This is a genomic window from Anaerostipes stercorihominis (genome assembly GCF_057535655.1).
The window spans coordinates 1-23,063 of sequence record NZ_BAAJCL010000013.1 but is presented as its reverse complement, the minus strand read 5'-3'; the positions used below and the strand labels follow the sequence as shown (position 1 = coordinate 23,063).

22 protein-coding genes and 1 riboswitch are annotated in these 23,063 nt (G+C 41.5%); of the genes, 13 read left to right on the top strand and 9 right to left on the bottom strand.

Going from position 1 to position 23,063, the window contains the following annotated elements; translation table 11 throughout:
- Window positions 1-15 precede the first annotated feature (15 nt).
- The 4 genes from AC27EF_RS10955 to AC27EF_RS10940 form a co-directional block, all read right to left on the bottom strand.
- On the bottom strand, window positions 16-1,749 hold the full coding sequence (locus AC27EF_RS10955) for an ABC transporter ATP-binding protein (protein WP_487110801.1): 1,734 nt from the start codon (window positions 1,747-1,749) through the stop codon (window positions 16-18).
- 101 nt (window positions 1,750-1,850) lie between these two features.
- Window positions 1,851-4,082: a formate C-acetyltransferase gene (pflB, locus tag AC27EF_RS10950; protein ID WP_487110800.1), complete on the bottom strand. Its 2,232-nt coding sequence runs from the start codon at window positions 4,080-4,082 to the stop codon at window positions 1,851-1,853.
- On the bottom strand, window positions 4,076-4,795 hold the full coding sequence (gene pflA, locus AC27EF_RS10945) for a pyruvate formate-lyase-activating protein (RefSeq protein ID WP_487110799.1): 720 nt from the start codon (window positions 4,793-4,795) through the stop codon (window positions 4,076-4,078). The genes pflB and pflA overlap by 7 nt, the downstream gene beginning before the upstream one ends.
- A gap of 173 nt (window positions 4,796-4,968) precedes the next feature.
- A riboswitch (ZMP/ZTP riboswitch) is annotated at window positions 4,969-5,051 on the bottom strand.
- Window positions 5,052-5,161: 110 nt separating this feature from the next.
- Window positions 5,162-6,136 carry a diguanylate cyclase gene (locus tag AC27EF_RS10940; protein WP_487110798.1) on the bottom strand — a complete coding sequence of 325 codons (975 nt, stop codon included), beginning with the start codon at window positions 6,134-6,136 and terminating at the stop codon, window positions 5,162-5,164.
- 174 nt (window positions 6,137-6,310) lie between these two features.
- Between AC27EF_RS10940 and AC27EF_RS10935 the strand changes: the two genes are divergently transcribed.
- Together AC27EF_RS10935 and spoIIR are read left to right on the top strand one after the other, a co-directional pair.
- Window positions 6,311-7,810, top strand: coding sequence for a Na+/H+ antiporter NhaC family protein (locus AC27EF_RS10935; RefSeq protein ID WP_487110797.1), 1,500 nt, complete (start codon window positions 6,311-6,313; stop codon window positions 7,808-7,810).
- Between the two features lie 93 nt (window positions 7,811-7,903).
- Entirely contained in the window at window positions 7,904-8,491 is a 588-nt protein-coding gene (spoIIR, locus tag AC27EF_RS10930) for a stage II sporulation protein R (protein ID WP_487110796.1), read from the top strand.
- Between the two features lie 60 nt (window positions 8,492-8,551).
- On the opposite strand, the gene AC27EF_RS10925 is transcribed toward spoIIR, so the two are convergent.
- From AC27EF_RS10925 to AC27EF_RS10915, 3 genes are all read right to left on the bottom strand, one after another.
- Complete coding sequence (locus AC27EF_RS10925) at window positions 8,552-9,097, bottom strand: class I SAM-dependent methyltransferase (RefSeq protein ID WP_487110795.1); 546 nt, start codon at window positions 9,095-9,097, stop codon at window positions 8,552-8,554.
- A gap of 116 nt (window positions 9,098-9,213) precedes the next feature.
- Window positions 9,214-10,545 carry an MATE family efflux transporter gene (locus AC27EF_RS10920; protein ID WP_487110794.1) on the bottom strand — a complete coding sequence of 444 codons (1,332 nt, stop codon included), beginning with the start codon at window positions 10,543-10,545 and terminating at the stop codon, window positions 9,214-9,216.
- Window positions 10,535-10,996, bottom strand: coding sequence for a MarR family winged helix-turn-helix transcriptional regulator (locus AC27EF_RS10915; RefSeq protein ID WP_487110793.1), 462 nt, complete (start codon window positions 10,994-10,996; stop codon window positions 10,535-10,537). The genes AC27EF_RS10920 and AC27EF_RS10915 overlap by 11 nt, the downstream gene beginning before the upstream one ends.
- A 173-nt stretch (window positions 10,997-11,169) precedes the next feature.
- On the opposite strand from AC27EF_RS10915, the gene AC27EF_RS10910 reads away from it, so the two are divergent.
- The gene (locus AC27EF_RS10910) at window positions 11,170-12,063 is read left to right on the top strand and encodes a DMT family transporter (RefSeq protein ID WP_487110792.1); all 894 of its coding nucleotides are present in this window, start codon (window positions 11,170-11,172) and stop codon (window positions 12,061-12,063) included.
- A gap of 12 nt (window positions 12,064-12,075) precedes the next feature.
- Here the strand turns inward: AC27EF_RS10910 and AC27EF_RS10905 are convergent, their stop codons facing one another.
- Window positions 12,076-14,397 carry a transcriptional regulator gene (locus AC27EF_RS10905; protein WP_487110791.1) on the bottom strand — a complete coding sequence of 774 codons (2,322 nt, stop codon included), beginning with the start codon at window positions 14,395-14,397 and terminating at the stop codon, window positions 12,076-12,078.
- 280 nt (window positions 14,398-14,677) lie between these two features.
- Between AC27EF_RS10905 and AC27EF_RS10900 the strand changes: the two genes are divergently transcribed.
- From AC27EF_RS10900 to AC27EF_RS10855, 10 genes are all read left to right on the top strand, one after another.
- Window positions 14,678-15,073 carry a PTS sugar transporter subunit IIA gene (locus tag AC27EF_RS10900; protein ID WP_487110790.1) on the top strand — a complete coding sequence of 132 codons (396 nt, stop codon included), beginning with the start codon at window positions 14,678-14,680 and terminating at the stop codon, window positions 15,071-15,073.
- 30 nt (window positions 15,074-15,103) lie between these two features.
- A complete protein-coding gene (locus AC27EF_RS10895; protein ID WP_487110789.1) occupies window positions 15,104-15,583 on the top strand; it encodes a PTS sugar transporter subunit IIB in 480 nt (159 codons plus the stop codon).
- Between the two features lie 16 nt (window positions 15,584-15,599).
- Window positions 15,600-16,364, top strand: coding sequence for a PTS mannose/fructose/sorbose/N-acetylgalactosamine transporter subunit IIC (locus AC27EF_RS10890; RefSeq protein ID WP_487110788.1), 765 nt, complete (start codon window positions 15,600-15,602; stop codon window positions 16,362-16,364).
- A 9-nt stretch (window positions 16,365-16,373) separates the two neighbouring features.
- A complete protein-coding gene (locus AC27EF_RS10885) occupies window positions 16,374-17,198 on the top strand; it encodes a PTS system mannose/fructose/sorbose family transporter subunit IID (RefSeq protein ID WP_487110787.1) in 825 nt (274 codons plus the stop codon).
- Between the two features lie 14 nt (window positions 17,199-17,212).
- Window positions 17,213-18,085 (top strand): ChbG/HpnK family deacetylase, encoded by an 873-nt coding sequence (locus AC27EF_RS10880; protein WP_487110786.1) that lies wholly within the window; start codon window positions 17,213-17,215, stop codon window positions 18,083-18,085.
- The gene (locus AC27EF_RS10875) at window positions 18,000-18,632 is read left to right on the top strand and encodes a beta/alpha barrel domain-containing protein (RefSeq protein WP_487110785.1); all 633 of its coding nucleotides are present in this window, start codon (window positions 18,000-18,002) and stop codon (window positions 18,630-18,632) included. The genes AC27EF_RS10880 and AC27EF_RS10875 overlap by 86 nt, the downstream gene beginning before the upstream one ends.
- Before the next feature lie 5 nt (window positions 18,633-18,637).
- Window positions 18,638-19,576, top strand: coding sequence for a phosphoglycerate dehydrogenase (locus tag AC27EF_RS10870; RefSeq protein WP_487110784.1), 939 nt, complete (start codon window positions 18,638-18,640; stop codon window positions 19,574-19,576).
- A gap of 200 nt (window positions 19,577-19,776) precedes the next feature.
- A complete protein-coding gene (locus tag AC27EF_RS10865; RefSeq protein WP_487110783.1) occupies window positions 19,777-20,205 on the top strand; it encodes a RelA/SpoT-related domain-containing protein in 429 nt (142 codons plus the stop codon).
- Window positions 20,151-20,270 carry a RelA/SpoT-related domain-containing protein gene (locus AC27EF_RS10860; protein WP_487110782.1) on the top strand — a complete coding sequence of 40 codons (120 nt, stop codon included), beginning with the start codon at window positions 20,151-20,153 and terminating at the stop codon, window positions 20,268-20,270. The genes AC27EF_RS10865 and AC27EF_RS10860 overlap by 55 nt, the downstream gene beginning before the upstream one ends.
- 212 nt (window positions 20,271-20,482) lie before the next feature.
- The gene (locus AC27EF_RS10855) at window positions 20,483-21,385 is read left to right on the top strand and encodes an NlpC/P60 family protein (protein ID WP_487110781.1); all 903 of its coding nucleotides are present in this window, start codon (window positions 20,483-20,485) and stop codon (window positions 21,383-21,385) included.
- Window positions 21,386-21,576: 191 nt separating this feature from the next.
- On the opposite strand, the gene AC27EF_RS10850 is transcribed toward AC27EF_RS10855, so the two are convergent.
- Window positions 21,577-22,941, bottom strand: a complete 1,365-nt coding sequence (locus AC27EF_RS10850) for an NCS2 family permease (RefSeq protein WP_487110780.1) — start codon at window positions 22,939-22,941, stop codon at window positions 21,577-21,579.
- Window positions 22,942-23,063 lie beyond the last annotated feature (122 nt).

Genomic DNA, 23,063 nt, shown 5'->3' with positions numbered 1-23,063 from the left:
GACCTTGGCGACCGCCTACAATCCTTCAAACTGCATGTTATAGTATTTTGCATAAATACCGCCTTTTTGAAGCAGCTGGGTATGAGTTCCTCGTTCTTGTATGGTATGATTGTCAATAACAAGGATTTCATCGGCATGTTGGATGGTCGAGAGCCGATGTGCGATTGTAATGGTTGTTCTGTTTTTGGACAAGGCCTCCAGACTTTTTTGAATATGACGTTCACTTTCATTATCCAGTGCGCTGGTCGCTTCATCGAGAATCAGAATCGGCGGATTTTTAAGAAAAACTCGGGCAATGGATATTCTTTGTTTTTGTCCGCCGGATAATCGGGTTCCGCGTTCCCCGACAAAAGTATCATAACCATCGGGAAGTTCCATGATAAATTCATGGATGTTTGCGTTCTTTGCAGCGGATACAATTTCTTCCATGGAGGCGTCAGGCTTTCCGTAGGCAATATTTTCTTTGACAGTACCGCCGAACAGATAAACATCCTGCTGAACAATACCAATAGAATTTCGCAGACTTTCCAGAGTGATATCCTGTATCTTTTGTCCTCCAATTGTAATCTGACCTTTCGCAGGATTATAAAATCTTGGAAGAAGAGAGCAGATGGTTGTTTTTCCGCCTCCGGATGGTCCCACAAGAGCAACGGATTTTCCTGACGGAATATCAAAGTCAATATGGTTTAAAACAATTTCATGATCCTCGTAGCAAAAGGATACGTCATGATAATGAATTGTTCCGTTCGGGCATTGAATCGGCACGGCATTTGGGGAATCGGTAATGTCCGGTTCGATTTCCATAACGGTCTGAAAGCGGCGGAATCCGGACAGTCCTTTTTGAATCATTTCAGTTAACTCTACAAGAATTTGAATCGGGCTGATGAAAATTCCGATATACAATGCATACATTGCAAGATCACCGGCTGTCATTTCTCCGGAAGCAATAAAATAGCCTCCGGCAATTAAGGTAATCAGATACATCATCCCTTGAAAAAAGGTATTGCCGCCCTGAAATGTTCCCATTGCATGGTAGTTCTCTCGTTTGGAGGCTAAAAAGGCTTCATTGCCATTGTGAAATTTCTCGCGCTCAATGTTTTCGTTGGCAAAAGACTGAACGATGCGAATTCCGGCCAGAGAGTCTTGAAGCGACGCATTGACGTCTCCGATTTTACGGCGGTTATCCAGAAAGGTTGCCTGCATTCTGCGGTTCTGGGATGCGGAAAAAAAGATCATAAAAAAAACTACAGTCAAGAGAATCAGCGCCAGTTTCCACTGTATCATAAATAGGAAAAGAAAGGAGCCGATAATTTTTACAAGAGAAATAAAAAGATTTTCCGGTCCGTGATGAGCGAATTCAGAGATATCAAATAAATCTGAAACCAGACGGCTCATCATCTGACCGGTATTATTTTGATCGTAATAGGAAAAAGAAAGTTTTTCATAGTGATCAAAGAGCTGTTGGCGCATATCCCGCTCCATTTGGGCGCCCATAATATGGCCCTGACAGCTGACGTAATATTTGCACAGCGCCTGCAGGATGTAGCAGAGCAAAAGCGTCATGCCGATGAGCGGAAGCTTCTGTAAAATCACGGAGCTATCCTCCAGAAATAAAGTATTTGTGAGTGTTCGCAGAATTTGAGGAAATGCCAGGTCAATGATGCTGATAAAAGCAGCACATGCCAAATCCAAAAAAAATACGTTTTTGTATGGTTTATAATATTGTATAAAGTTTTGAAAGGTACGCATCGTTTGGTCTCCTGTTTTCAATCGTTTTCGTAAGAGTTAAAAAAATCTTTCCGTCCAGCCGGAATAGCCGGATACGGAAAGATTTTTCTGCTGAATTTGTTTTACATACTTTGATGGAAGGTTCTGCTGATCACTTCTTCCTGCTGCTCTCTGGACAGACGATGGAAGTTCACAGCATATCCGGAAACGCGAATGGTAAGCGTCGGATATTTCTGTGGATGCTCCATTGCGTCTATGAGTGTCTCTCTGTGGAGAACATTGACATTTAAGTGATGTGCCCCCTGAACAAAGTATCCATCTAAAATAGAAGTTAAGTTGTCTTCCTGCTGTGCGGAATCCTTTCCAAGAGCATCCGGCACAATGGAGAATGTATTGGATACACCGTCCTGGCATACATCGCGATAAGGAATCTTAGCAACAGAGTTTAAAGAAGCCAGAGCACCGTTAACATCCCTGCCGTGCATTGGATTAGCGCCCGGAGCTAAAGGTTCTCCGAGTTTTCTTCCGTCTGGTGTAGATCCGGTTTTCTTTCCGTACATGACATTGGATGTGATGGTCAGAGCGGACAAAGTGTGTATTCCATTGCGGTAAATCGGATGTTTCTTTAGCTCATTGGAGAAGAACGTTACAGTGTTTACTGCAAGATCGTCAGCACGGTCGTCATCGTTTCCGTACTTTGGAAATTCTCCGACAGTTTCAAAGTCAACCGCTACGCCGTGTTCATTGCGGATTGGTTTTACCGTTGCATATTTGATTGCAGATAACGAGTCGGCGGCAATGGAAATTCCGGCAATTCCGTAAGCGGCAATTCGCTCGAGGTTTGTATCATGCAGAGCAAACTGACTTGCTTCATAAGCATATTTGTCGTGCATGTAATGAATAATATTTACTGTATCCACATATAATTCGGCAACATAAGCCATAACTTTTTTGTAGTTGTCCCATACTTTCTCAAACTCGAGGACATCGTCAGTAATAGGCTCGATTCCCGGAACAACCTGAATGCCTTTTTTCTCATCGACTCCGCCATTGATAGCATAGAGCAGAGCTTTTGCAAGATTGCATCTTGCGCCAAATAGCTGTGTCTGTTTTCCGACTTTCATGGCAGAGACACAGCAGGCAATGGCGTAATCGTCGCCGTAAACCGGACGCATCACATCATCATTTTCATACTGAATAGAATCAGTATCAATGGAAACCTTAGAGCAGTAACGCTTAAAGTTTGAAGGAAGCTTCTCAGACCATAATACCGTCAAGTTTGGCTCAGGAGAAGTTCCGAGATTATATAATGTGTGCAGGTAGCGGAAAGAATTCTTTGTAACGAGAGGTTTTCCGTTGACACTGACACCGCCGATGGATTCTGTTACCCAAGTCGGATCTCCTCCGAAGAGTTCATCATATTCCGGGGTTCTTAAATGTCTGGTCAGACGCAGTTTGATAATAAACTGATCAATCAGCTCCTGAGCTTCTTCTTCTGTGATAACACCGTTTTCCAGATCTCGCTGAAGATAGATATCCAAAAAAGTAGAGGTGCGGCCAAGAGAAGTTGCAGCTCCGTTATTTTCTTTGGTTCCTGCTAAATACCCCATGTAAACTGCCTGAACCGCTTCTTTGGCATTGGAAGCAGGTTTGGATAGATCAATTCCGTAGGAAGCTGCCATTTCTTTTATTTTTCCAAGAGCACGGATTTGTTCAGAAAGTTCTTCACGCAGACGGATCCGGTCCTCGGTCATTGGTCCATCAGCGAGATCCAGATCTTTTTGTTTTTCTTCTATTAAATAGTCAATTCCATAGAGGGCAACGCGGCGATAATCACCGATAATGCGTCCGCGGCCATATGCGTCAGGAAGTCCGGTTAAAAGTCCGGCAGTTCTGGCGAGACGGGTACGTTTCGGATAGGCATCAAAAACTCCCTCATTATGTGTTTTGCGGTATTCGTTGAAATGTCGGTCAATTTCCGGATTTAATTTATAACCATATTGTTCCAGAGACTGATGAGCCATTCGCTTTCCGCCATACAAATTGACAATTCGTTTTAATGGGGCATCGGTCTGAAGACCAACAATTACTTCGTTTTCCTGGTCGATGTATCCTGGGGCAAAATTTGTAATACCGGATACAATCTCTGTTTCGACATCAAGTACGCCGCCATTTTTCAATTCCTGGGCAAGAAGCTCTTCACACTTGCTCCATACTTTTTTGGTTTTATCGGATGCTTCTGCAAGGAAAGAGTCATCCCCCTCATAAAGAGTATAGTTTTTCTGAATAAAGTCTCTGACATTTGTTTCTTTGGTCCATTCACCATCGTGAAAGCCCATCCATTCTTTTAACATAACCTTCCTCCATTAAAATAGGTTTCCTGTAATTTGCGTGTTATTTCCCGATCCATAGCGGGAACTCCCTCCAAAGAGTAAGGGAGATTCATAACTTCATATTTATTTGTACCGAGAAGATGATAAGGAAGCAGTTCAACTTTTTGCACATTGGGAATTGTGTCAATATAGCTTTTTAAAGCTTCCATATGAGACTGGCTGTCTGTGAGCCCCGGAACGACCACATGACGAATCCAGAGTTTTGTTTGATGTTCCTTTAGGGCATCTAAAAACTGTAAAAAATGGTTCATCGGTTTTCCGGTCATCTTCTGATAATCTGTTTCGTAAATGTGTTTTAGGTCCAGCAGTACGAGATCTGTATGAGATAAAATTTCATCATAACAGCCCATTCCATAACCGGCAGTGTCAATGCAGGTATGGATTTGTTCCTGCTTGCAGAGCTTTAAAACTTCTGTGAGAAATTCTGGTTGCATAAGTGGTTCTCCACCAGAAAAAGTAACGCCGCCGTTGTCTTTAAAATATGGTTTAAACCGACTGATTTTTTTGACAAGCTGTGTCGGAGTGTAGGTGTCACCGCCGGAAAAATCCCAGGTATCGGGATTATGGCAAAATCGGCACCGAAGGGCGCAGCCCTGAAAAAAAATCACAGTCCGGATTCCCGGTCCATCCACCAGTCCCATGGATTCTATGGAATGGACTCTGCCAACTTTCATAAAGGTTCCTCCTTGTAAAATGTATCATCCTAAGATCAGAACAGCACGGGTAAGTCTGCTTAAGTTTCCATTGCTCTCCCCTGTACATCGTGTACATTCTCACAGAGCATTTTCCCTCTCCAGAAAACTCAGAAGGATTTTCTGACAGAGAAGAAAAAACGCCGCACGTCCAGGCAAATTGCCCAGACGGTCGGCGTTAAATGATCATACTTCCATGTGGTTTATTCCACGTACTCCGTCAGTCATATGACCTTGTAGCTTTAAAATACTACAGGAAATCTGATTCGTCAACCCTTTCTTTTAAATTTCACAGGAAAAAATCTGGAAAATCTTTATCAAAAAGCAGGGATGAAATATCAAAATTAGTTAGCGGCGGTCTCTTTTTTCGACGCTGTAAAATTTTACTTTTTCTTTGTACATCCGCTGATCTGCAATATCAAACTGTTCCCAAATGCTGCATTGAGAAGAACGCCAGCAAAAACCAACCGATGTACTGATATTTTCTTCTTCCATGCAATTTTGGGCGGAAGTGATAGCAGTAAGAAAGTCATGTTCGGAGGATGCTTCATCAATGACTGCAAATTCGTCGCCGCCAATACGGTAAGCTTTCTTATAAAAAAAGTGTTTCAGGTGATGTGCGGTGCGGCGTAGGATGTCATCGCCTGCACAGTGTCCTTTTGCGTCATTGACTGTTTTCAGCCCATTGAGATCAAAGCATGCGACGCCTAACCGATTTTTCCCTTCTCCCTGATATTCATCTGCCCTCTGGTTAAATTTATTGCGGTTATACAAACCGGTCATGGAGTCCTCATAGCTCATCCGCTCCAGCATGGCGGTTTGTTCCTGAATTTTCATTTTCTGCTCCGCAATGCATTTTTGCAGATACTCAAAAGACTGCTGTCCCATTTGTTTCGGAAATCCCACATCAGTTTCCATCATTTCACTGTAAGGATTGGAAATATGAATGTGGCAGCATCGGATGGCTGTTTCTGTCCGGCGAAACACCGTCGTGATTCTCTGATGGACGCGAAGATACATTTGAGTAGAAGGATCGGTGGTAATCCACATTCGTCCGGTACACAGGAAGATATCCGGAGTAATTTCAAGGACATGATATTCCTCGTCGGAAATATTACAGCGGGGAACCATTCCATGAAACTGCTGAAAAATATGTGTGACAGTTTCTTTTCCTAATGCATATTCTTCTTCTCCGGAGCCAAACCAGCTGAAAGTATCATCAAACAAGGCGGTTACGGCATCAGGATCGTTTTCACAATAATGTTTGTGTACCATATAGCTGGTTAGCTCTATAATTGTTTGTTTTTTAGAATGAAAACTCATAGTTGATTCCTTTATTGAACAACAGATTGCTTCGTAGTTGTATTCATATAAATACACAATTTTATTATACAAGAGTTGCAGTGGGGATGCAAATTTTTGTTTGTTTTCATGAAAATATTGAACTTGGTATGAAATGATGGTATGATCTCATAAAAATGAAGGGAACAAAGAATTATGAAATTGAGTATTCTACGAAGAATCATTTTCTATATGAATCCAAAAAGAATAGATGCAAAACGATTCAAACTTTGGGTCTTTTGGATCATATTTCAGGGAGTTCTTTGGGTCACGCCAAAGAGTTGGATTGAAGGAAGCGTTTTGATTATGCTGCCGCTGGCGGGATTGTTCATTTATGCACTGGTCAGCAAAGACGTCATGGAAAGTTTGATTATGGGAACTCTGTCCATGTATATCATGTGGCATAAGCAGGGAGCTTTTTTGGGTTTTTTAAAGGATATTTCACTGAATCTGCAGGATCAGGAAACCATTAGTATGTATATGTCATTTATGCTGTGCGGAGGAATGATTCTTGCGCTTGAGCGAAGCGGCACGATGAAAAGCTTTACGACAATGGTAACCAAAAAGTTTGGGAAAAATGAACGGCTGATTCTGGGGACCTGTGCAGTGTATGCGGGAGCAATGTCCATTGATGATTACGTATCTGCGCTGACATCGGGGGCGGCATTTTCTGGTTTGATTGAGAGTATCAAACGACCAAGAGTGGCTTTGGCATTTGTCGTGCGGACATTCAGCACCTGTATATCACAGATTCTTCCTTTTGGCGCATGGGGATATTTTGTAATTTATCAGATTGCGGAGGCGAAGAATGTTAAAAATGTGGCGGAAGCAGCGGATATTTTTGTGCAGACCATTCCATACATGTTTTTTGCATTTATTGCGTGTATGATTGCGTTTTTATTTGCCATCGGTTTTTTTCCGAAGATCGGAATGATGAAAAAGGCATATGCCATGGCGGAGAAAGGAATTCAGATGGGAGATGCTCAGGATGGAGAAGAGGACGAGGAGGAAGAATGGATCAACGATCCAAGACATCAGAATATCAGCCTGTTAAATTTGATTCTCCCGATGCTCTCGATTGCATTTTTTCTTGTCTATTTTGAATATGATGCGTTTCTTGCTTTTGGAGCGGCAACATTTATTACAGGAATCTTATTTGTAATTCAGGGAATCTTCACCATTGGAGAATATACAAAATGTGTGGTGGACGGGTGTATGGACATGGTAGAAATGACAATCATTTTAATTATTGGGTATGCTATGCAGACGGTAATGTACGATATGGGAATGGAAGCCTTTGTAGGACAGGTGTGCCGGGCAATTCCTTATGTTAGTCTGATCCCATTTATCTTTTTTGTCTTTTTTAGCTGTACAGAATATTTATATAGTTTGAATTATACCTTGTACCAGATCGCAATTCCGATTCTTATGGTGGTTCTGCCGACGATTGGAGCGAACATTCCACTGACACTGGGAGCAATTATTTCTGCCAGTTTATTTGGAGCAAATGCCTGTGTTGTTTCAGATGCCGGAGTAGTTTCTGCGAAAGGAACCAATGTAAAACCATATGCCCAATATATTACGTCACAGCCGTATTTTGTCATTGCGGCAATAATTACGGCTCCCCTTTATCTGCTTGCGGGATTTCTGCTGTGAGATAAAAACCTTGCAGGGAGTATACGACGGTGATACTCACACAATTTTGCATGGAATTGGAATAAAAAATTAAAAACAGGACATCCTCTGAATATGAAAAAGAAAATCATAGTTGGGGGATGTTTTTTTCTTGCAGTAATTTTTATATGTATTGCAGTGAGAAAGAAAAATTCAGAGAATATAGGAAAAAATTTAAAAGGAAATATCATTCGATTTCATGTGCGGGCAAACAGTGACAGGCAGAGCGATCAGAGATATAAACTGAAAGTTCGGGATGCCGTCATTGATTATATAAGTCCCTGGATGGAATCGGTCAATACAAAGGAACAGGCATGGAAGATACTAAAACAACGGAAGGAGGAAATCAGGAAGACAGCGGAGCATACCCTCAATCAATACGGGGTGCGGCAAACTGTGACAGTTCGTTTTACGGAGGAAAATTTCCCGGAAAAAACTTATGGAAATTATACATTTCCTGCCGGAAGATATGATGCGGTGAGAGTAGATTTGGGGAAGGCACAGGGGCATAATTGGTGGTGTGTAATGTTTCCGAATTTGTGTGCAACAAAGGATGATGAAATCAAAATTAATGAAAAGGCAAAAAAGAAGATGGAGAAGATTCTTGGAAGCGATACTGTAGAGAAATTACAAAACAGTCGTTATTTTGACTGGCTTTTGTAAAGAACAAGAATGTTTCAGAAAAGATGATCGGCAGATCTTTTGATCTGCCGTAAATGGCTTCTATTCTTGGTTCTGAGAATCAGGATTTTTTTTTGCTGAAACTAAAAGCAGTCTTTTTTTCTTGTAGACTCGAAATTTTGTGAGACCTGCATTTTTAAAGTAGTTTAGCAGTTCATAGGTAGAGTGGCGTCGGTTATCTCCCGAAGTGAGATAAGAGGGGAGATTGGAGACAATGCGCAGAGGCTCTGGAAGTGCAGCTTCTCCGATATACAGGCGGCCGCCCGGAGCGAGAACTCTGGCAGCTTCATAAATAAATGTTTCCGGGTTTTTGAAAGTGTGAAAATCATCGCAGACCGTAATAATTCGGAAACTGTTATCATCAAAGGCGAGAAAATCACTGTATCCGGTTTCAAAATGAAGCTCCGGCCAACTGGCTTTGGCAGTGTCAATCAGAGCTTCGGATTTATCAATTCCATAACCTTTCACGTCTTTCCATCGAGTTAGTTCGTGTAAAAAAGTCCCGTTGCCGCATCCGACGTCTAAAATATTATCTCCATCTCTGACGCATATTTTTTTTATCATTTCATCCCGTAAAGCATCTCTCATAGGAAACTCCTTTCATACGCTTCGTCATACGTCGTACTTAGTTTCTATTATATCAAAAATTTCACAAAAGTTAAATATAGATGAAAACAGAAGGTATGTCAAGTTGGCGATGGTTTTTATGCGTAATGGTATTGTTTTTTTCTGCTTTTTAAGAAGTAGATACTAATTGACAGCGTGAAGAGTTCTGCGGTCACAACTGCCAGCCAGATGCCGTTAATTCCAAGGAAGAGAGGTAGCAGCATAATAGCGCCAATCTGGAATAGAAGGGTTCTGAGGAAAGCAATTAGCCCCGACACCAGCCCGTTGTTGAGGGCGGTAAAAAAGGAGGATGCCCAAATGTTAAACCCATTCATCAGGAAGGCGAGAGCATAAAGGCGAAAGCCGCTTAGCGTCATGAAAAATAAATCATGATCGTATCCGACAAACAGGTGAATCAGAGGATATGCAAAAACTTCGGAGAGAAGGGTCAGGACACATCCGGTTACGGCAATCAAAGAAAGACTCTTTTTTAAGATGTTTTGGAGCTCAGGATGATTTCCGGCGCCGTAATGATAGCTGGTAATTGGTGCACTTCCCATGGAGTATCCGAGAAAAATGGCTGAGAATATAAAGTTTGCATACATAATTACACCATAGGCTGCTACCCCGTTTTCTCCTGCAATTGCCATTAACTGATGGTTATAGAGCATATTAACAACCGAAGAAGAGGCGTTGGTCATAAATTCGGAGGAGCCGTTCAGGCAGGTATACAGTAAAATTTTGGGATAGAAGACAGGATTTACAAGACGAAGGCGGCTTGTATTTTTTCTTGAAAAATAAAACAGAGGAAAGAAGCCGCCTGCAAATTCTCCCATGGCGGTGGCCACCGCAGCTCCGGTGACCCCATAGTTTAAAATTCCAATGAACAGGTAATCAAAGACAATATTGACCAGTCCTGAGGTTAAAGAAAGCCTTAAACTGTAGGAAGGTTTTTCTGCTGCAATAAAAAAGTTATAAAAAATGGTCTGCATCATAAAAGCCGGCTGAGAAAGAAACATAATTCTCCCATAGGCGCTGCTAAGCTTCAAAAGCTCTCCGGAAGCACCGAAAGCCCTGCAAATATGTTCAATAGAGAAAAATCCGAGAATTGACAAAACGGTACTTAAAATCAAGGAAGTATAGATTAGCATAGAAAAATATTCGTTGGCTTTCTTCTCCTTCTTTTCTCCCAGTGTTTTGGCAACAATAGCACTTCCTCCAGAGCCGATCATAAATCCGACGGCGCCGATCCCCATAGAAACAGGGAAGACCAGATTGATTGCCGCAAAAGCAGTTTTTCCTGCATAGTTTGAGACAAACAATCCGTCAATAATGCTGTACATAGATGTACAGATCATCATAATTATGGAAGGCAGAACAAATCGAAGCAGTCTTTGATAACTAAAATGATCGGATAATCTAATTTTCATCTGAAGTCTCCTTTAAAAATAATTGAACATGTTCTCTTAAAATTTGCGAATATTTTCTTGTGAGCCGCAGCAGCTCTTTACGTTCTTCTTTGGGCATACAGGCAAATGTGTGATTTTCCATCTCGATCACCGGACCGATGCTGCGGTTGGCAAAGTCTCGTCCAAACTCTGTAAAGAACAAATGTTTATCCCTTCCTTTGCCGGCAACTTTTTTTAAGAAGCCTTTGGATTCCAAGGCTTTCACAGAGGAATTTACAGTCTGTTTGCTGATGCAGTACATTTCGCAGATATTTTTTTGCAGACAACCGTCACCCAATTCTACGAGAGAATATAAAACAAGAAATGCGGTATCTGTAAGTCCGAGAGCAAGAGCAATATTATGGTAACTTTCATCAATTTCTTTATATAAAGAATCAAATTCTTTCATTTCACGTCCTTGTTTGTAATTCATGAAAATAATCTCCTTATTCAATAAGTCCGAAATCATACTTTGACAATAAACCATATTAGTATGAAATCGTACTTAAGTCAAGAAAAATTTTAAGAAAATCTTCGGTCTGGACGAGCTCTGCCTGATAAGGTATTATGATAACATATGAAAGAACAAGATGGAGGAAAAGGAAGATGGATCGTGGCAAGAAAGGTGTTTTCTTTACCATTGCCGGAGGCTCGTGCTGGGGCTTGTCTGGAGTTATGGGAAAATATTTGTTTGATATGAGAGGACTAAATGCAGAATGGCTGGTAACTGTGAGGCTGTTGGGAGCGGGGGTGATGATGCTTGCCCTCGCGTATCGGGCAGAGGGAAAACAAATCTTTGAAGTTTGGAAGGAACGAAGAACTGCAATCGGTCAATTAATTTTTAGTCTGATTGGTATGGCGGCATGTCAAATGACATATTTTTTGGCGATCGAATATTCAAATCCGGGAACAGCAACCGTACTTCAATACATATTCCCGGTAATTGTGATGATATTTTATGCGATTGTAGAAAAGAGAAAGCCGAAGCTTTTAGAAATTTTGGTTCTGATTGCTGTTATGGCAGGCGTTTTTTTAATGGCGACGCATGGAGATATAGGAAATCTTGCAATTACCAGACAGGCTTTATTTTGGGGGCTGACCTCGGCAGCTGCCTGTACGGTATATAATATTCAGCCAAAAAAACTTTTGGAAAAGTTTGGAACCATGACAACGGTCGGATGGGGAATGCTGATCGGCGGGCTGTTTGTGACGCCTTTTACAAAGGTTTGGATGGTTCCCGGGAGATGGGATGTCTGGACACTTCTACTAACAGCGGGTGTTGTGCTGGTGGGAACCGTCATTGCTTTTGGCTGTTATCTCCATGGAATCTCTTTGCTGGGACCGGTGCGGGGCAGTATGTTTGGATGCGTGGAGCCATTGGTAGCTACCATATTATCTGTGGTAGTCTTAAATGAGGTTTTTGGAAGGATGGACCTTCTTGGAATTGCATGTATCGTCATAGGTGTAACGGCGCTGGCAATCTTTGACAGAGAAGGCTAGTCATATCCCCATTTAAACAGAAATTGTGCTGTATACCAGCGCTTCATACAGCACAAGATATTCTGTTTCTGTGAACTGAAATTCTTTTAGTTCGCAAGTCATTTCAATACAGGTCTTTAGAATTTCCATCAGACCGGGGTCTGTTGGAAACGTACGGGTTTCAAACTGTTCGTAAAAATTCATCTGATATTTTCTTTGGAACAGAATGCAATTGCCGTGAAACAAAAAATTAAGAATCCGGTGATTTGTAATTTCAATTTCTAATTTTTTCGTGATTTGCTTTAAAACTTTATAAAAATACTCGCCATACCTGATTGCAGACAGCCCCGGCATCAGCTTTCCGGCAAACAGAAGATTCTGATCAGCAGCGCGTAAGGTGTGGCTGGTCAGATGATGATCTTTCAGGACGGATAACTCTTTTTGCTGGCAGATCAGCAGGTTTGGAATGATGGAAAATATACTGGAAGGATGGTCCGATATCAATTCACCGATTTCTTTGAAAATCAGGAAAGAATGAAGGGGGATACAGTAGGTAATTAATTTTGTTTTTGGAAATAAATAGTTGGAAATTGTATTTTTTATTTCGTGGTCGGATAAAATGAAAACCCCTTGTCCGCGATTACATTTTAGTGCAAATTGATATAATTGGTTGAGCCATGTGGTCTGCTGTTCTTTTGAAAACTTCATTGGAACTCTAAAAAAATAAAGCCAGCGCCGATTATAATGAAGATTGAACAGATGAATATAATTCCTTGTCGTCAGACTATGCCTGGATACAACAATCACAGGAATCGGAATGCTGCTCAGAAGATTTTCGCAGTAATGTAACAACACGGCAAGGTATTTTTTCTGACGATTGGAGACGCTTAAATTTTGGGATTCTGCAATGGCTTTCATTTTAGAAGGAAAAGGCGAGTCCGGGAAATTTTCCGGAAGCGGCATTTTTTGTACGGGAAAGTCACCCTTCAGAACATTGGCAACGTGAATGCATAAAGCGTCAAGCAAAATCGGATCAGATGAGAAGAGCGTTTTTTGAAATAATTGTTTGAAACTGGAAACTAGAAAATCCTTGGAAAATGATCCGGTAGGATCGGAAGGATATTTTGTGTCGCATAAGGTAAAGTTTCGGATAAAATAATCAGAGAGTCCAATATCAGGAAGAGCCTGATCGGTAAAAGCGGTCTGAAATTGTGAAAGATCCTTGGAAAAATCAGCGGGTTCCGAGAAGTTTAAAGTAATGGTTTCTGGAAAGTGGCGAAGGGTGTAGGAATCTGCAGATTTGGAAAGCTGTCTGCAGGATTCGGACAGATGGCTTGTTTCCAGATACAGCGCATGGAGATTTCCCTGTTGATAAGAGGAAAACAGGCTCTGGCTTACGGCGTAGACAATTTCCTGTTTGAGATGGTGGCAATTGCGGCAATTTGAGCAGAGAACCCGCAGAAAATCAGCGGTTACGGAGATATTTTTTGAGAGACGGACGGCTTCTTGCTGAATGATGGAGAGTGTAAGCTGCACGATCTCGATATCCGGGCGCTCGAAAAGATCTGGAAAATTTAGAATCATCGGTGTGACGGAGGCTAAAGTTTCCGGATCATAGTCAGAGGGTATGGTCAGGGCAAAGATTGGAGAATGGGCCTTATTTTCATAGAAAAGTTCCAGAGACCGTAAAAAAGAAAGAAGTTCTTTGGAGGTCGGGGCGTGGATGGTCATATCAACATTGAAAAGATAAACGTCTTTGTGTTCTTGAATTCGAGTCAAAATGTCAGAAAAATTTTCAAATGGTTTCTGGTATTCCATAAAATATACTTCTGCTGTTTTTTCAGCCCGCTGCATATTTTTGGCGCGCTCCAGCAATTTCTTTAAAAAGTATTTCTTTCCAGTTCCAAAGTTCCCTTTTAATATTAAGATTTTAAAAAAATTTTCAGGAAGATAAAAGATCGGAAGCGCCTGATTGACCAGTTCATGAAGAGAGCCGTTTTTTTGACTCCCGATGATGGAAAGAGATTTTGTAGCGCTTTGCCGGGAAAGAATCGGCTGACTCAGATAATTTTCAATATCTTCGTTTTTTTCCAGAGTATCAGGAAACGAGGCGAAAGGAAAGGTATGGTTGAGGACCTCTTTGGACAGATACGTGGTCGGCCGGCCGCTTTTTTTGATAAGAATTCCGGCGCGGTGCAATTCATTTAAGGTTCTTGAGACGTTGGAGCGATCGAGAAATAGTTCCATCGAAATAATTAAAGCATTGCATTTTTCAAAGGTATAAAGATTTTCTGAGAGACCGGCGGCGGTTTCTTTTTTTATAAACTGAATAATGTTTTCTTTATTGGTAGACATTGTATCCTCCCTGCGTGCTGTTTTTGGTGCGTAATGTATGAATTTATTATACACAAAAAGTAGAAAAGGATCTAGGAAAAACAGGCACAGAAAATACACAAAAGAAAAAGAGTGTGTTAAAACGCTGTTTTTCAACAAAGAAAAGTGTACTCTAAAAGAAAATTAGTGTGTATAGTGAAAATTTGCGAAAAGAAAATTCATGGGTTAGGATTGGGGCAAGTGATGTAGGCGCATACAAAACGAGTGGTCAATGAAAAACTGAAAATGAAGGAGGATATTCATGGTTGATATTGTGATTGCTACGCATGGCAGCCTTGCAGAAGGACTAAAGGATGCAGTGAATCTGGTTGCAGGGGAGCAGGATGGACTGCAGTGTATAGGACTTCGGCATGAGGACAGTATTGAGGAATTTATAGAAAAAATCAGGATCATGGCTCAAAGTTCAGAAAATGACGTCTTATTTTTCACAGATCTGCTGGGTGCCAGTCCGTATAATGCAGCGGCACAGGCCATAAGTCAGATCCGAGAGAAGAAAATTGCCTGTGTATCCGGGGTCAATCTTGGAATGGTTATTGAGGCGGTTTTTCAGAAAGAAACGGAGGATGTCTATGCCTTGGCAGAGAAGTTGGTGGAGTCTGGAAATCAGGGAATTGCAAAGTTAACTTTGGAATTATGATTGGAGAAAGAAGAAAAGGAGAAACTAAAAATGAGTAATATTGTGTTAGCCAGAATTGATGATCGTCTGATTCATGGACAGGTTATGACAGCATGGGTACAGTACACTGGAGGAAATGAAATTATAATTGCAGATGATAAGGTGGCGAAAGATCCTTTTTTAAGCGCTGTGATTACAGGAGCTGTGCCCAAACATTTAAAAGCAGAAGCCATGACAATAGAAGCGGCAGCAAAGTATTTAAAGAAAGAAAAAAACAATCAGGAGAAAAAATTTATTGTATTGGCAAAGGGACCGGAAAGCTACGAGAGTCTTTTGGAAAAGGGAGTGGAGATTACAGAAATTAATCTTGGCGGAATGGGTTCCAAACAGGAGCGCAGAAAGCTTTATAAAAATATTTCTGCCAGTGATGAAGAGAGAGAAATCTTTGCAGGACTTCTCAAACAACAGGTACATGTGTATATTCAGGTGGTTCCCAATATGGAGAAGGTGGAACTGGAAAAAACGTTATAGAAAGTGAGGAAAATTTATGGAAGTATCAATGATTCAGGCAATTCTGATCGGATTGGTTTATTATCTTGGAGCAAATGGAACTCCCTGGTTGACTGTAAATATGAGCTGGGCGCTGCGCAGACCGCTGATCTCCGGTATTATGGTCGGATTGATTTTGGGGGATCCTGTCAAGGGGTGTATAGTGGGAGCGGCAATTAATGTTACGTATTTGGCACAGATTACTGCCGGAGGCGCACAGACGATGGACGAAGGGCTGGCGGGAACCGTGGGAACGGCGCTGGCAATCATCTCAAATACATCTGCAGGTGTAGCCGTTACGCTGGCGGTGCCGATTTCTTTGCTTGGAAATCTGTTGTGGATGGTATATATGACTGGAGATATTTTCATTGTCCATCGGATGGATAAGATTGCAGCCACGGGAGATGTGAAGAAAATTATTTTTTATAATATTGTTCCTTCACAAATCTTTAAATGCATTATTTATACCGTACCGGTTGCCATTGTGGTATTTAGCGGCTCCGGGGCGGTGACCGAAATGCTGCATGCGTTGTCGGGAACACCAGTGGTTGATATTTTAAGTACCATCGGAACCATCCTTCCGGCGCTGGGAATTGCTATGAACTTTAAAGCGATTCTGGCAAATACCGGATCAAAGGCATATTTATATTTGCTGTTGGGATTTATTTTGTCCATTTATTTGGAGCTTCCGATGGTTGTCATTGGCGTGTTGGCCGTGATTTTGGCTCTTTTACAGAAGGATGAAAACCCACAGGCGGTATAGGAGGATATTATGGGAGAAACAATACAGAAAAAATTAAGTAAAAAAGATATTATAAAGTCCTATTTCATTTGGACCTTTTTCAGTCACTCAACCTATAACTATGAGAGAATGCAGGCATCTGGAGTTCTCCATGCCATTGCTCCTGGGTTGGAGAAACTTTACGGCAGAGGAACTCAGGAAATGAAGGAAGCCTGTGAACGGCATATGGAATTCTTTAATACAGAGCCGAATGTGGGCGGATGTATTCTTGGAATTACCCTGGCATTGGAGGAGCAGAGAGCCAATGGGGAGGACGTAGATCCTGAAATGATTTCCAGCATTAAAACCGGTCTGATGGGACCGCTGGCGGGAATCGGAGATACCATCTGGCAGGGAACCTTGTCTCCGATTGCATTGGGAATTATTCTCGGAATGGCAAAAGCAGGGAACTTTTTGGGACCGGTCATTTATTTGCTGACCATCGGAATTGTTTTGTTCGGTCTTGGATATGTTTCTTACACCAAAGGATATTATATGGGGCGTGAGGGAATTGGAAAAATTATCGGAAGCGGGCTGCTGAACCGTGTAACAGAAAAGGCAACCATTGTGGGAGCAACGGTTCTTGGGGGCTTGACGGCTTCTTATGTAACGATCGAATCTGGATTAAAGTTAAAATTAAGTACCGGAACACTGGATGTGCAGACTGCTGTATTAGACAGCATTTTTAAAGGAATTCTGCCTCTGGCAATTACCTTGCTTACGGTATATTTACTGAAGAAAAAAGTGAATGTGAATATGATTCTACTAATATTAATTGTGATAGGCGCCGCAGGAACTTTGATCGGTTTCTTTTAAAAGAGGGAGATTTTATGAAAATCATATTAAATGCAGATGATTTCGGAATGACGCATGAGGCAAATCTTGGCATTGAAAAGGCAATGAAAGAAGGCTATTGTTCTCAAACCTCGATTGTAACAAATACCAATTATTTTGATGAGGCAGCTGAAATCGCGCATAGGTACGGATTTGCAGAGAAGGTTGGTCTGCATATCAATTTGTTTGAGGGAACTCCTTTAACCGGGGGAATCAAAAAACTAAAACAATATGCCAGATCAGATTTGTTTCAGTATCAGCCCGGAAAAATTTTCAGCCGGCTTCCCATATATAAAGACACAATCGGGGAGGAACTGGAAGCGCAGATTTTAAAATATAAAGAAGCCGGATTTTCGCTGATGAATATTGATTCACATCATTGTGCTTTTTATGATATTCCGGTGCTGTTTGCAATAATACCGCTATTGAAAAAACATAAGTTTCAAACGATGCGCTGTATCGGAGCAAGCTATTTTAATGGCAGTACACTGAGAAATTGTTATGGAGACTACTGGATGAAAACAATGCAAAAGACAGGGATTGGGTACGTAAATTATTCCAGCAGTGTTGCAACGTATAAAAAAAATCTGGACAGCAAAAATCCAAAGCTAATCGGGGAGGATTATGCGGAGGTTTATGTGCATCCGGTGTTGGTGGAAGGATACTTTATTGATAATTATACTGGGGGTACACATTTAAAAGATAGTCTTATTCAAACAGGATTAAAGCGCAAAATGTTTATAACTTCCAGAGAAATACGAAGAAACAGGAAAGGGGAAGAATATGACAAAAGAAGAAGTGATTCTAAAATTAAAAGAAATCGGACTGCTGGGAGTCGTCCGTGTGGAGACTATAGAACGAGGATATGAGATTGCAGAAGGATGTTTGCAGGGAGGTGTTGGGGCTCTGGAAATCAGTTATACGAACTCCAATGCGGGAACAGTGATTGCAGCATTGAAAGAAAGGTTTGGAGATCAATTAATCGTAGGTGCAGGGACCGTTCTGGAAGCGACAACAGCGCGCCTTGCCGTTATGAGCGGCGCGCAGTTTATCATTGCTCCTGCCTATGACCAGGGCGTACAGGAAATCTGCAACTTGTATGGAATTCCGTATGCGCCGGGGTGCACAGGCTATACAGAGATGATCACAGCATTGAAAGCAGGTGCATCTTTTGTGAAAGCGTTTCCGATTTCCAATTTTTATGGACCGAGTCTGGCAAAGGTATTGAAAGTGCCTTGTCCGAATCTGCCGATCATGGCTTCCGGAGGAGCCAGCTTTGAAAATCTTGCAGAATGGATGGAAAACGGAGTAGACTGCGTAGGAGTGGGAGGTCTTTTGACCCAGGGAACGGTACAGGAGATTGCAGCCAATGCAAAACGTCTTCGTGAAATTGTGTTGAAGGTAAGAAAAGGGTGAGAGAAATGAGTACGATTTTAATTACGCCCAGAGGATATGCCAAATATGGAAGGGAAGCTGCCAAACAGCTGGAAGACCTTGGATATGAGCTGGATATAAACTGTACCGGGAAACCGCTTCCCAGAGATGTCTTCATGGAAAAAGCAAAGAAAGCAGCAGGAATCATTGTAGGCGTAGATCAATTAGACAGAGCGCTGCTTCAGGAGTGTGAAAATCTTCGAGGCATTGTAAAATTTGGGGTTGGTACAGATAATATTGATTTGGAGACATGCAGAGAGCTTGGGATTTTGGTGGAGCGGTGTTTGGGAACCAATTCCAATGCGGTAGCAGAGCTGACGGTGGGACTGATGTTTGCCTGTGCAAGAGGTCTGGTGGGAAATGCAGCCGGAGTAAAATGCGGAGGCTGGGATAAGCCAACCGGATATGAGTTAAAAGGGAAAAAACTTGGAATTGCAGGTTTTGGGGCGATTGGAAAAAATGTTGCAAGAATGGCAAGAGGCATCGGAATGAAACTTATGGTATATGATATTTTTGAACTCCCAAAAGAAGTTCTGAAAGAATACGATGCGGTACAGGCGGATTTAGCCCAGATTTTAGAAGAATGTGACGTGATTACACTTCATGTACCTCTTACCAATGATACCAGACATATGATTTCAGAGAAAGAATTTGAACAAATGAAGTCCAATGCAATCTTAATTAACGCATCAAGAGGCGGAATTGTGGATGAGAGAGCATTATATGAGGCGCTCAGGCAGAGGAAACTATATGCTGCAGCTTCCGACGTATTTACGACAGAACCGCCGTCAGGAAAGTCGTGGGTGCAGGAGTTGCTTGCTATGGAGCAGTTTATTTTAACAGCACATATTGGGTCAAGATCCCGGGAAGCAGAAATCAATACGGTGAATGCAGCAACCCAACATATGATTCGATTACTTTCCTGAGCTTTCATAAGACGTGCAAATTTCTGAGAGGAGATTTGCACGTTTTACTGATAATTTAAAGTTCATTTAAGGCTTTCCTGTTAGGATCAATGTATATTGGTGATAAAGGAGGATGACAAAATGAGATTGCTGCTTGCAGAAGATGAAAAATCTCTGTTAATAACGGTCATTTTATCTTGAGAAGGAGAAGGGAACGTTCTATGAGATTTGAACAATTTTATGGGAAGGATTATAAAAAACTCATAGAGGCAAAAAAACAATTGGAGGCGCTGATTGATGATTTTCAAAAAAGAGATCCGGGTTCAAACAATGAAAATATCATCGCATATTTTAAGTCCAGAATTAAGACGCCTCAGAGTATGATGAAAAAATTAAAAAAGAAACACCTTTCCATCTGTGCAGACGCAGCATTGCATCAAGTGAATGATGCGGTTGGGATATGGATCATCTGTTCTTTTTTTGATGATATCTATCGAATCTCCCAATGGATTCAGGAGCAGGAGTGGCTGGAAATCGTAAAAATAAAGGATTATATTGCATACCCGAAAAAACGGTTATCGCAGTTATCATATGATTGTTTTTTTTGCCGCATCTGGATGTTACGGCAGAGATTCAGATTCGGACCATAGCGTTAGACTTCTGGGCAAGTCTGGAACAGCAGATGAAATATAAACACAAAATTGAAAATGAGTAATTAATTCGGTCAGAATTGAAACGATGTGCAGATGAAATTGCGTCGGTGGATTTGTGGATGCAGACAATCAAAGATCTGATACAAAAAGAGTGTTAAGACATCTGTATAAATTCATTAAAGTTGTTAAAAAGATGTTACAAAACTGTTTACAATAAAGCTGAAAAAAGGTAATATAAAAGTGTTAGAATAAAATAGATGGTAAGGGAGGAAACATGAAAAAGAAACTGTTTGGAATTATCCTTTCCTGCGCCTTGACAATGTGCTGTATGTTTGCCTTTTCAGCAGATCGTAAGCTCCACGATGTTTATGCGTCCTACACAAGATATGTTACGGCAAGTAACCTGAAGGTTCGGAAAAAAGCATCTTCCAAAGGAAAGGTTGTGGGTTCCTATAAAAAGGGAGCGAAGGTTCGTTGTTATAAAAAGAAAGGCGGCTGGACAAAAGTTCGTTATGGAAAGAAATACCGTTATGTTGCCACCAGATATTTGTCAAAGAAAAAACCGAAAGTTCAGAAAAAAGTAAAAAAAGCAGCAAGTACATATGTAAGATATGTTACGGCCGGTTCTTTGACAATTCGTAAGAAGGCAACTACAAAATCAGCAGCAGCCGGATATTATACACGCGGGACAAGCGTTACCTGTTATGGTGCAGCCGGAGGGTGGACCAAAGTAAAACACGGCGGAGCTTACTGTTATGTCAGCTCTCAGTATTTGTCCCAGAGCAAACCGTCACAGTATACACCGTCAGACGGTCAGACCGCCGGAACACAGGTTGCAAATTACGCAATGCAGTTTATCGGGAATCCATATAAATGGGGAGGAGAAAGTCTGACCAACGGGGCGGACTGTTCTGGATTTACCAAAGCGGTCTATGCACACTTTGGATATTCTCTGCCTCACAGCTCAACCGATCAGAGAAATTACGGAACAGCAGTCAGCTGGAATGATAAGCGGCCCGGAGATTTGATTTGTTACAATGTTGTGAATGGCGTGGGGCATGTAGGAATCTATGTTGGGAACAACACCGTAGTTCATGCCGGAAGTACGGCAACCGGAATTCACACCTCTTCCGCAGATTATCGAAGTGTCTGGGGTGTCCGAAGAATTGTAAAATAATAATTTGGCGTTATAGGATGGCAGATCATGTTATGAAGCCTTTTCCGCGGAGATCAGATATGATACGATATCAAATGGACGGATATTTGACACTGTAATAACCATAAAAAAACCATAGCCTGTCGGCTATGGTTTTTTTGTGTTATCGGAAAGCCCTCAAGCTTGAGCAACAAAAATCCGAAGTGTATTTTTTATAAAAGTGCATATTTCAAAATAAATAAGATTGCCAGAATAAACATCAGAGGCTTAATCTTTTTTGCGTTTCCGCAGATGCAGTTTAATAAAACATAAGAGATGATACCAATGGAAATTCCTTCGGAAATACTGTAAAACAGCGGCATTGCAATAATGCAAAGGTATGCAGGGACTGCTTCGGTCATATTATCATCTGTAAATTTAATGTCGGTAATTGCACCAAACATAAGAAATCCTACCATAATAAGTGCAGGTGCAGTTGCAAAGGAAGGAATTGCGGTAAAAAGCGGTGCGAACAGCATGGAGACTAAAAATAAAATACTGGTTACAACGCCTGTTAATCCGGTACGTCCTCCGGCAGCAACACCGGCGGAAGATTCTACGAAAGTTGTGACGGTAGAAGTTCCCAAAACGGCTCCGGCAGTTGTTGCGATGGCGTCTGATAATAATGCAGGTTTGATTCCAGGCAATTTTCCGTTTTCATCCAGCATATTTGCTTTTGTGCTGACACCGACTAAAGTTCCAAGTGTGTCAAAGAGATCCACAAATAAAAAGGAAAAGACAACAACAATAAAGTTTAAAATGCCGACCTGATCAAAGTCGAAGCGGAAACACTGTCCAAACGTTTCGCCTATTTTTGAAAAATCTGTCATGGCAAAGGATGGAAACAGGCTGTAGTATCCATTCTGAACGTCCGGAACATAGAAGCCGGCAACCTGACAAATCATTCCGAGAATCCAAGTTCCCAGAATTCCGATTAAGATGGAACCGGGTACTTTTTTAATGTACAGGACAACGGTGAAAAACAGTCCAATCACAGCCAGCAGAGAACAAATTCCGGCAGAACTGAAGTTTTCCGTAAAGTTAGTAATAGAAACTAATGTGGAATCGTTGGGAATTACCAACTTCGCGTTCTGCAAACCGATAAAAGCAATAAAAATACCGATACCCACAGAGACACCGCGTTTTAAATTCAATGGAATTGCATCAAAAATGGCTTCTCTCACATTGGTCAGAGACAGAGCAATAAAGATCAGCCCTTCGATGAACACTGCCAGAAGTGCAACCTGCCAGTGGTATCCCATAACACCGACGACAGTGTATGCCATGTAGGCATTTAATCCCATTCCTGCAGACAGCGCAAATGGAAGGTTGGCAAACAGCGCCATACAGACAGTTCCGATAAAAGATGCGATACAGGTTGCAAGTAAAACAGCGGTTGGGTCCATGCCCGCATCAGAGAGGATACTTGGATTGACGGCTAAAATATAAGCCATTGTCATAAAGGTAGTAATACCTGCCACGACCTCTGTTTTCACATTGGTGTGATGTTCTTTTAACTTAAATAATCTTTCTAACATAGTTTTTCCGTATAATAAAGACTATACGCTCCTTTCTTTTCTTGAGTTTTCATTACAAACAACGTAATATTATACCTTATCGAGCGAAGCTCGTCCAGTGCGAAGCGCAATGGGCAAGAGGA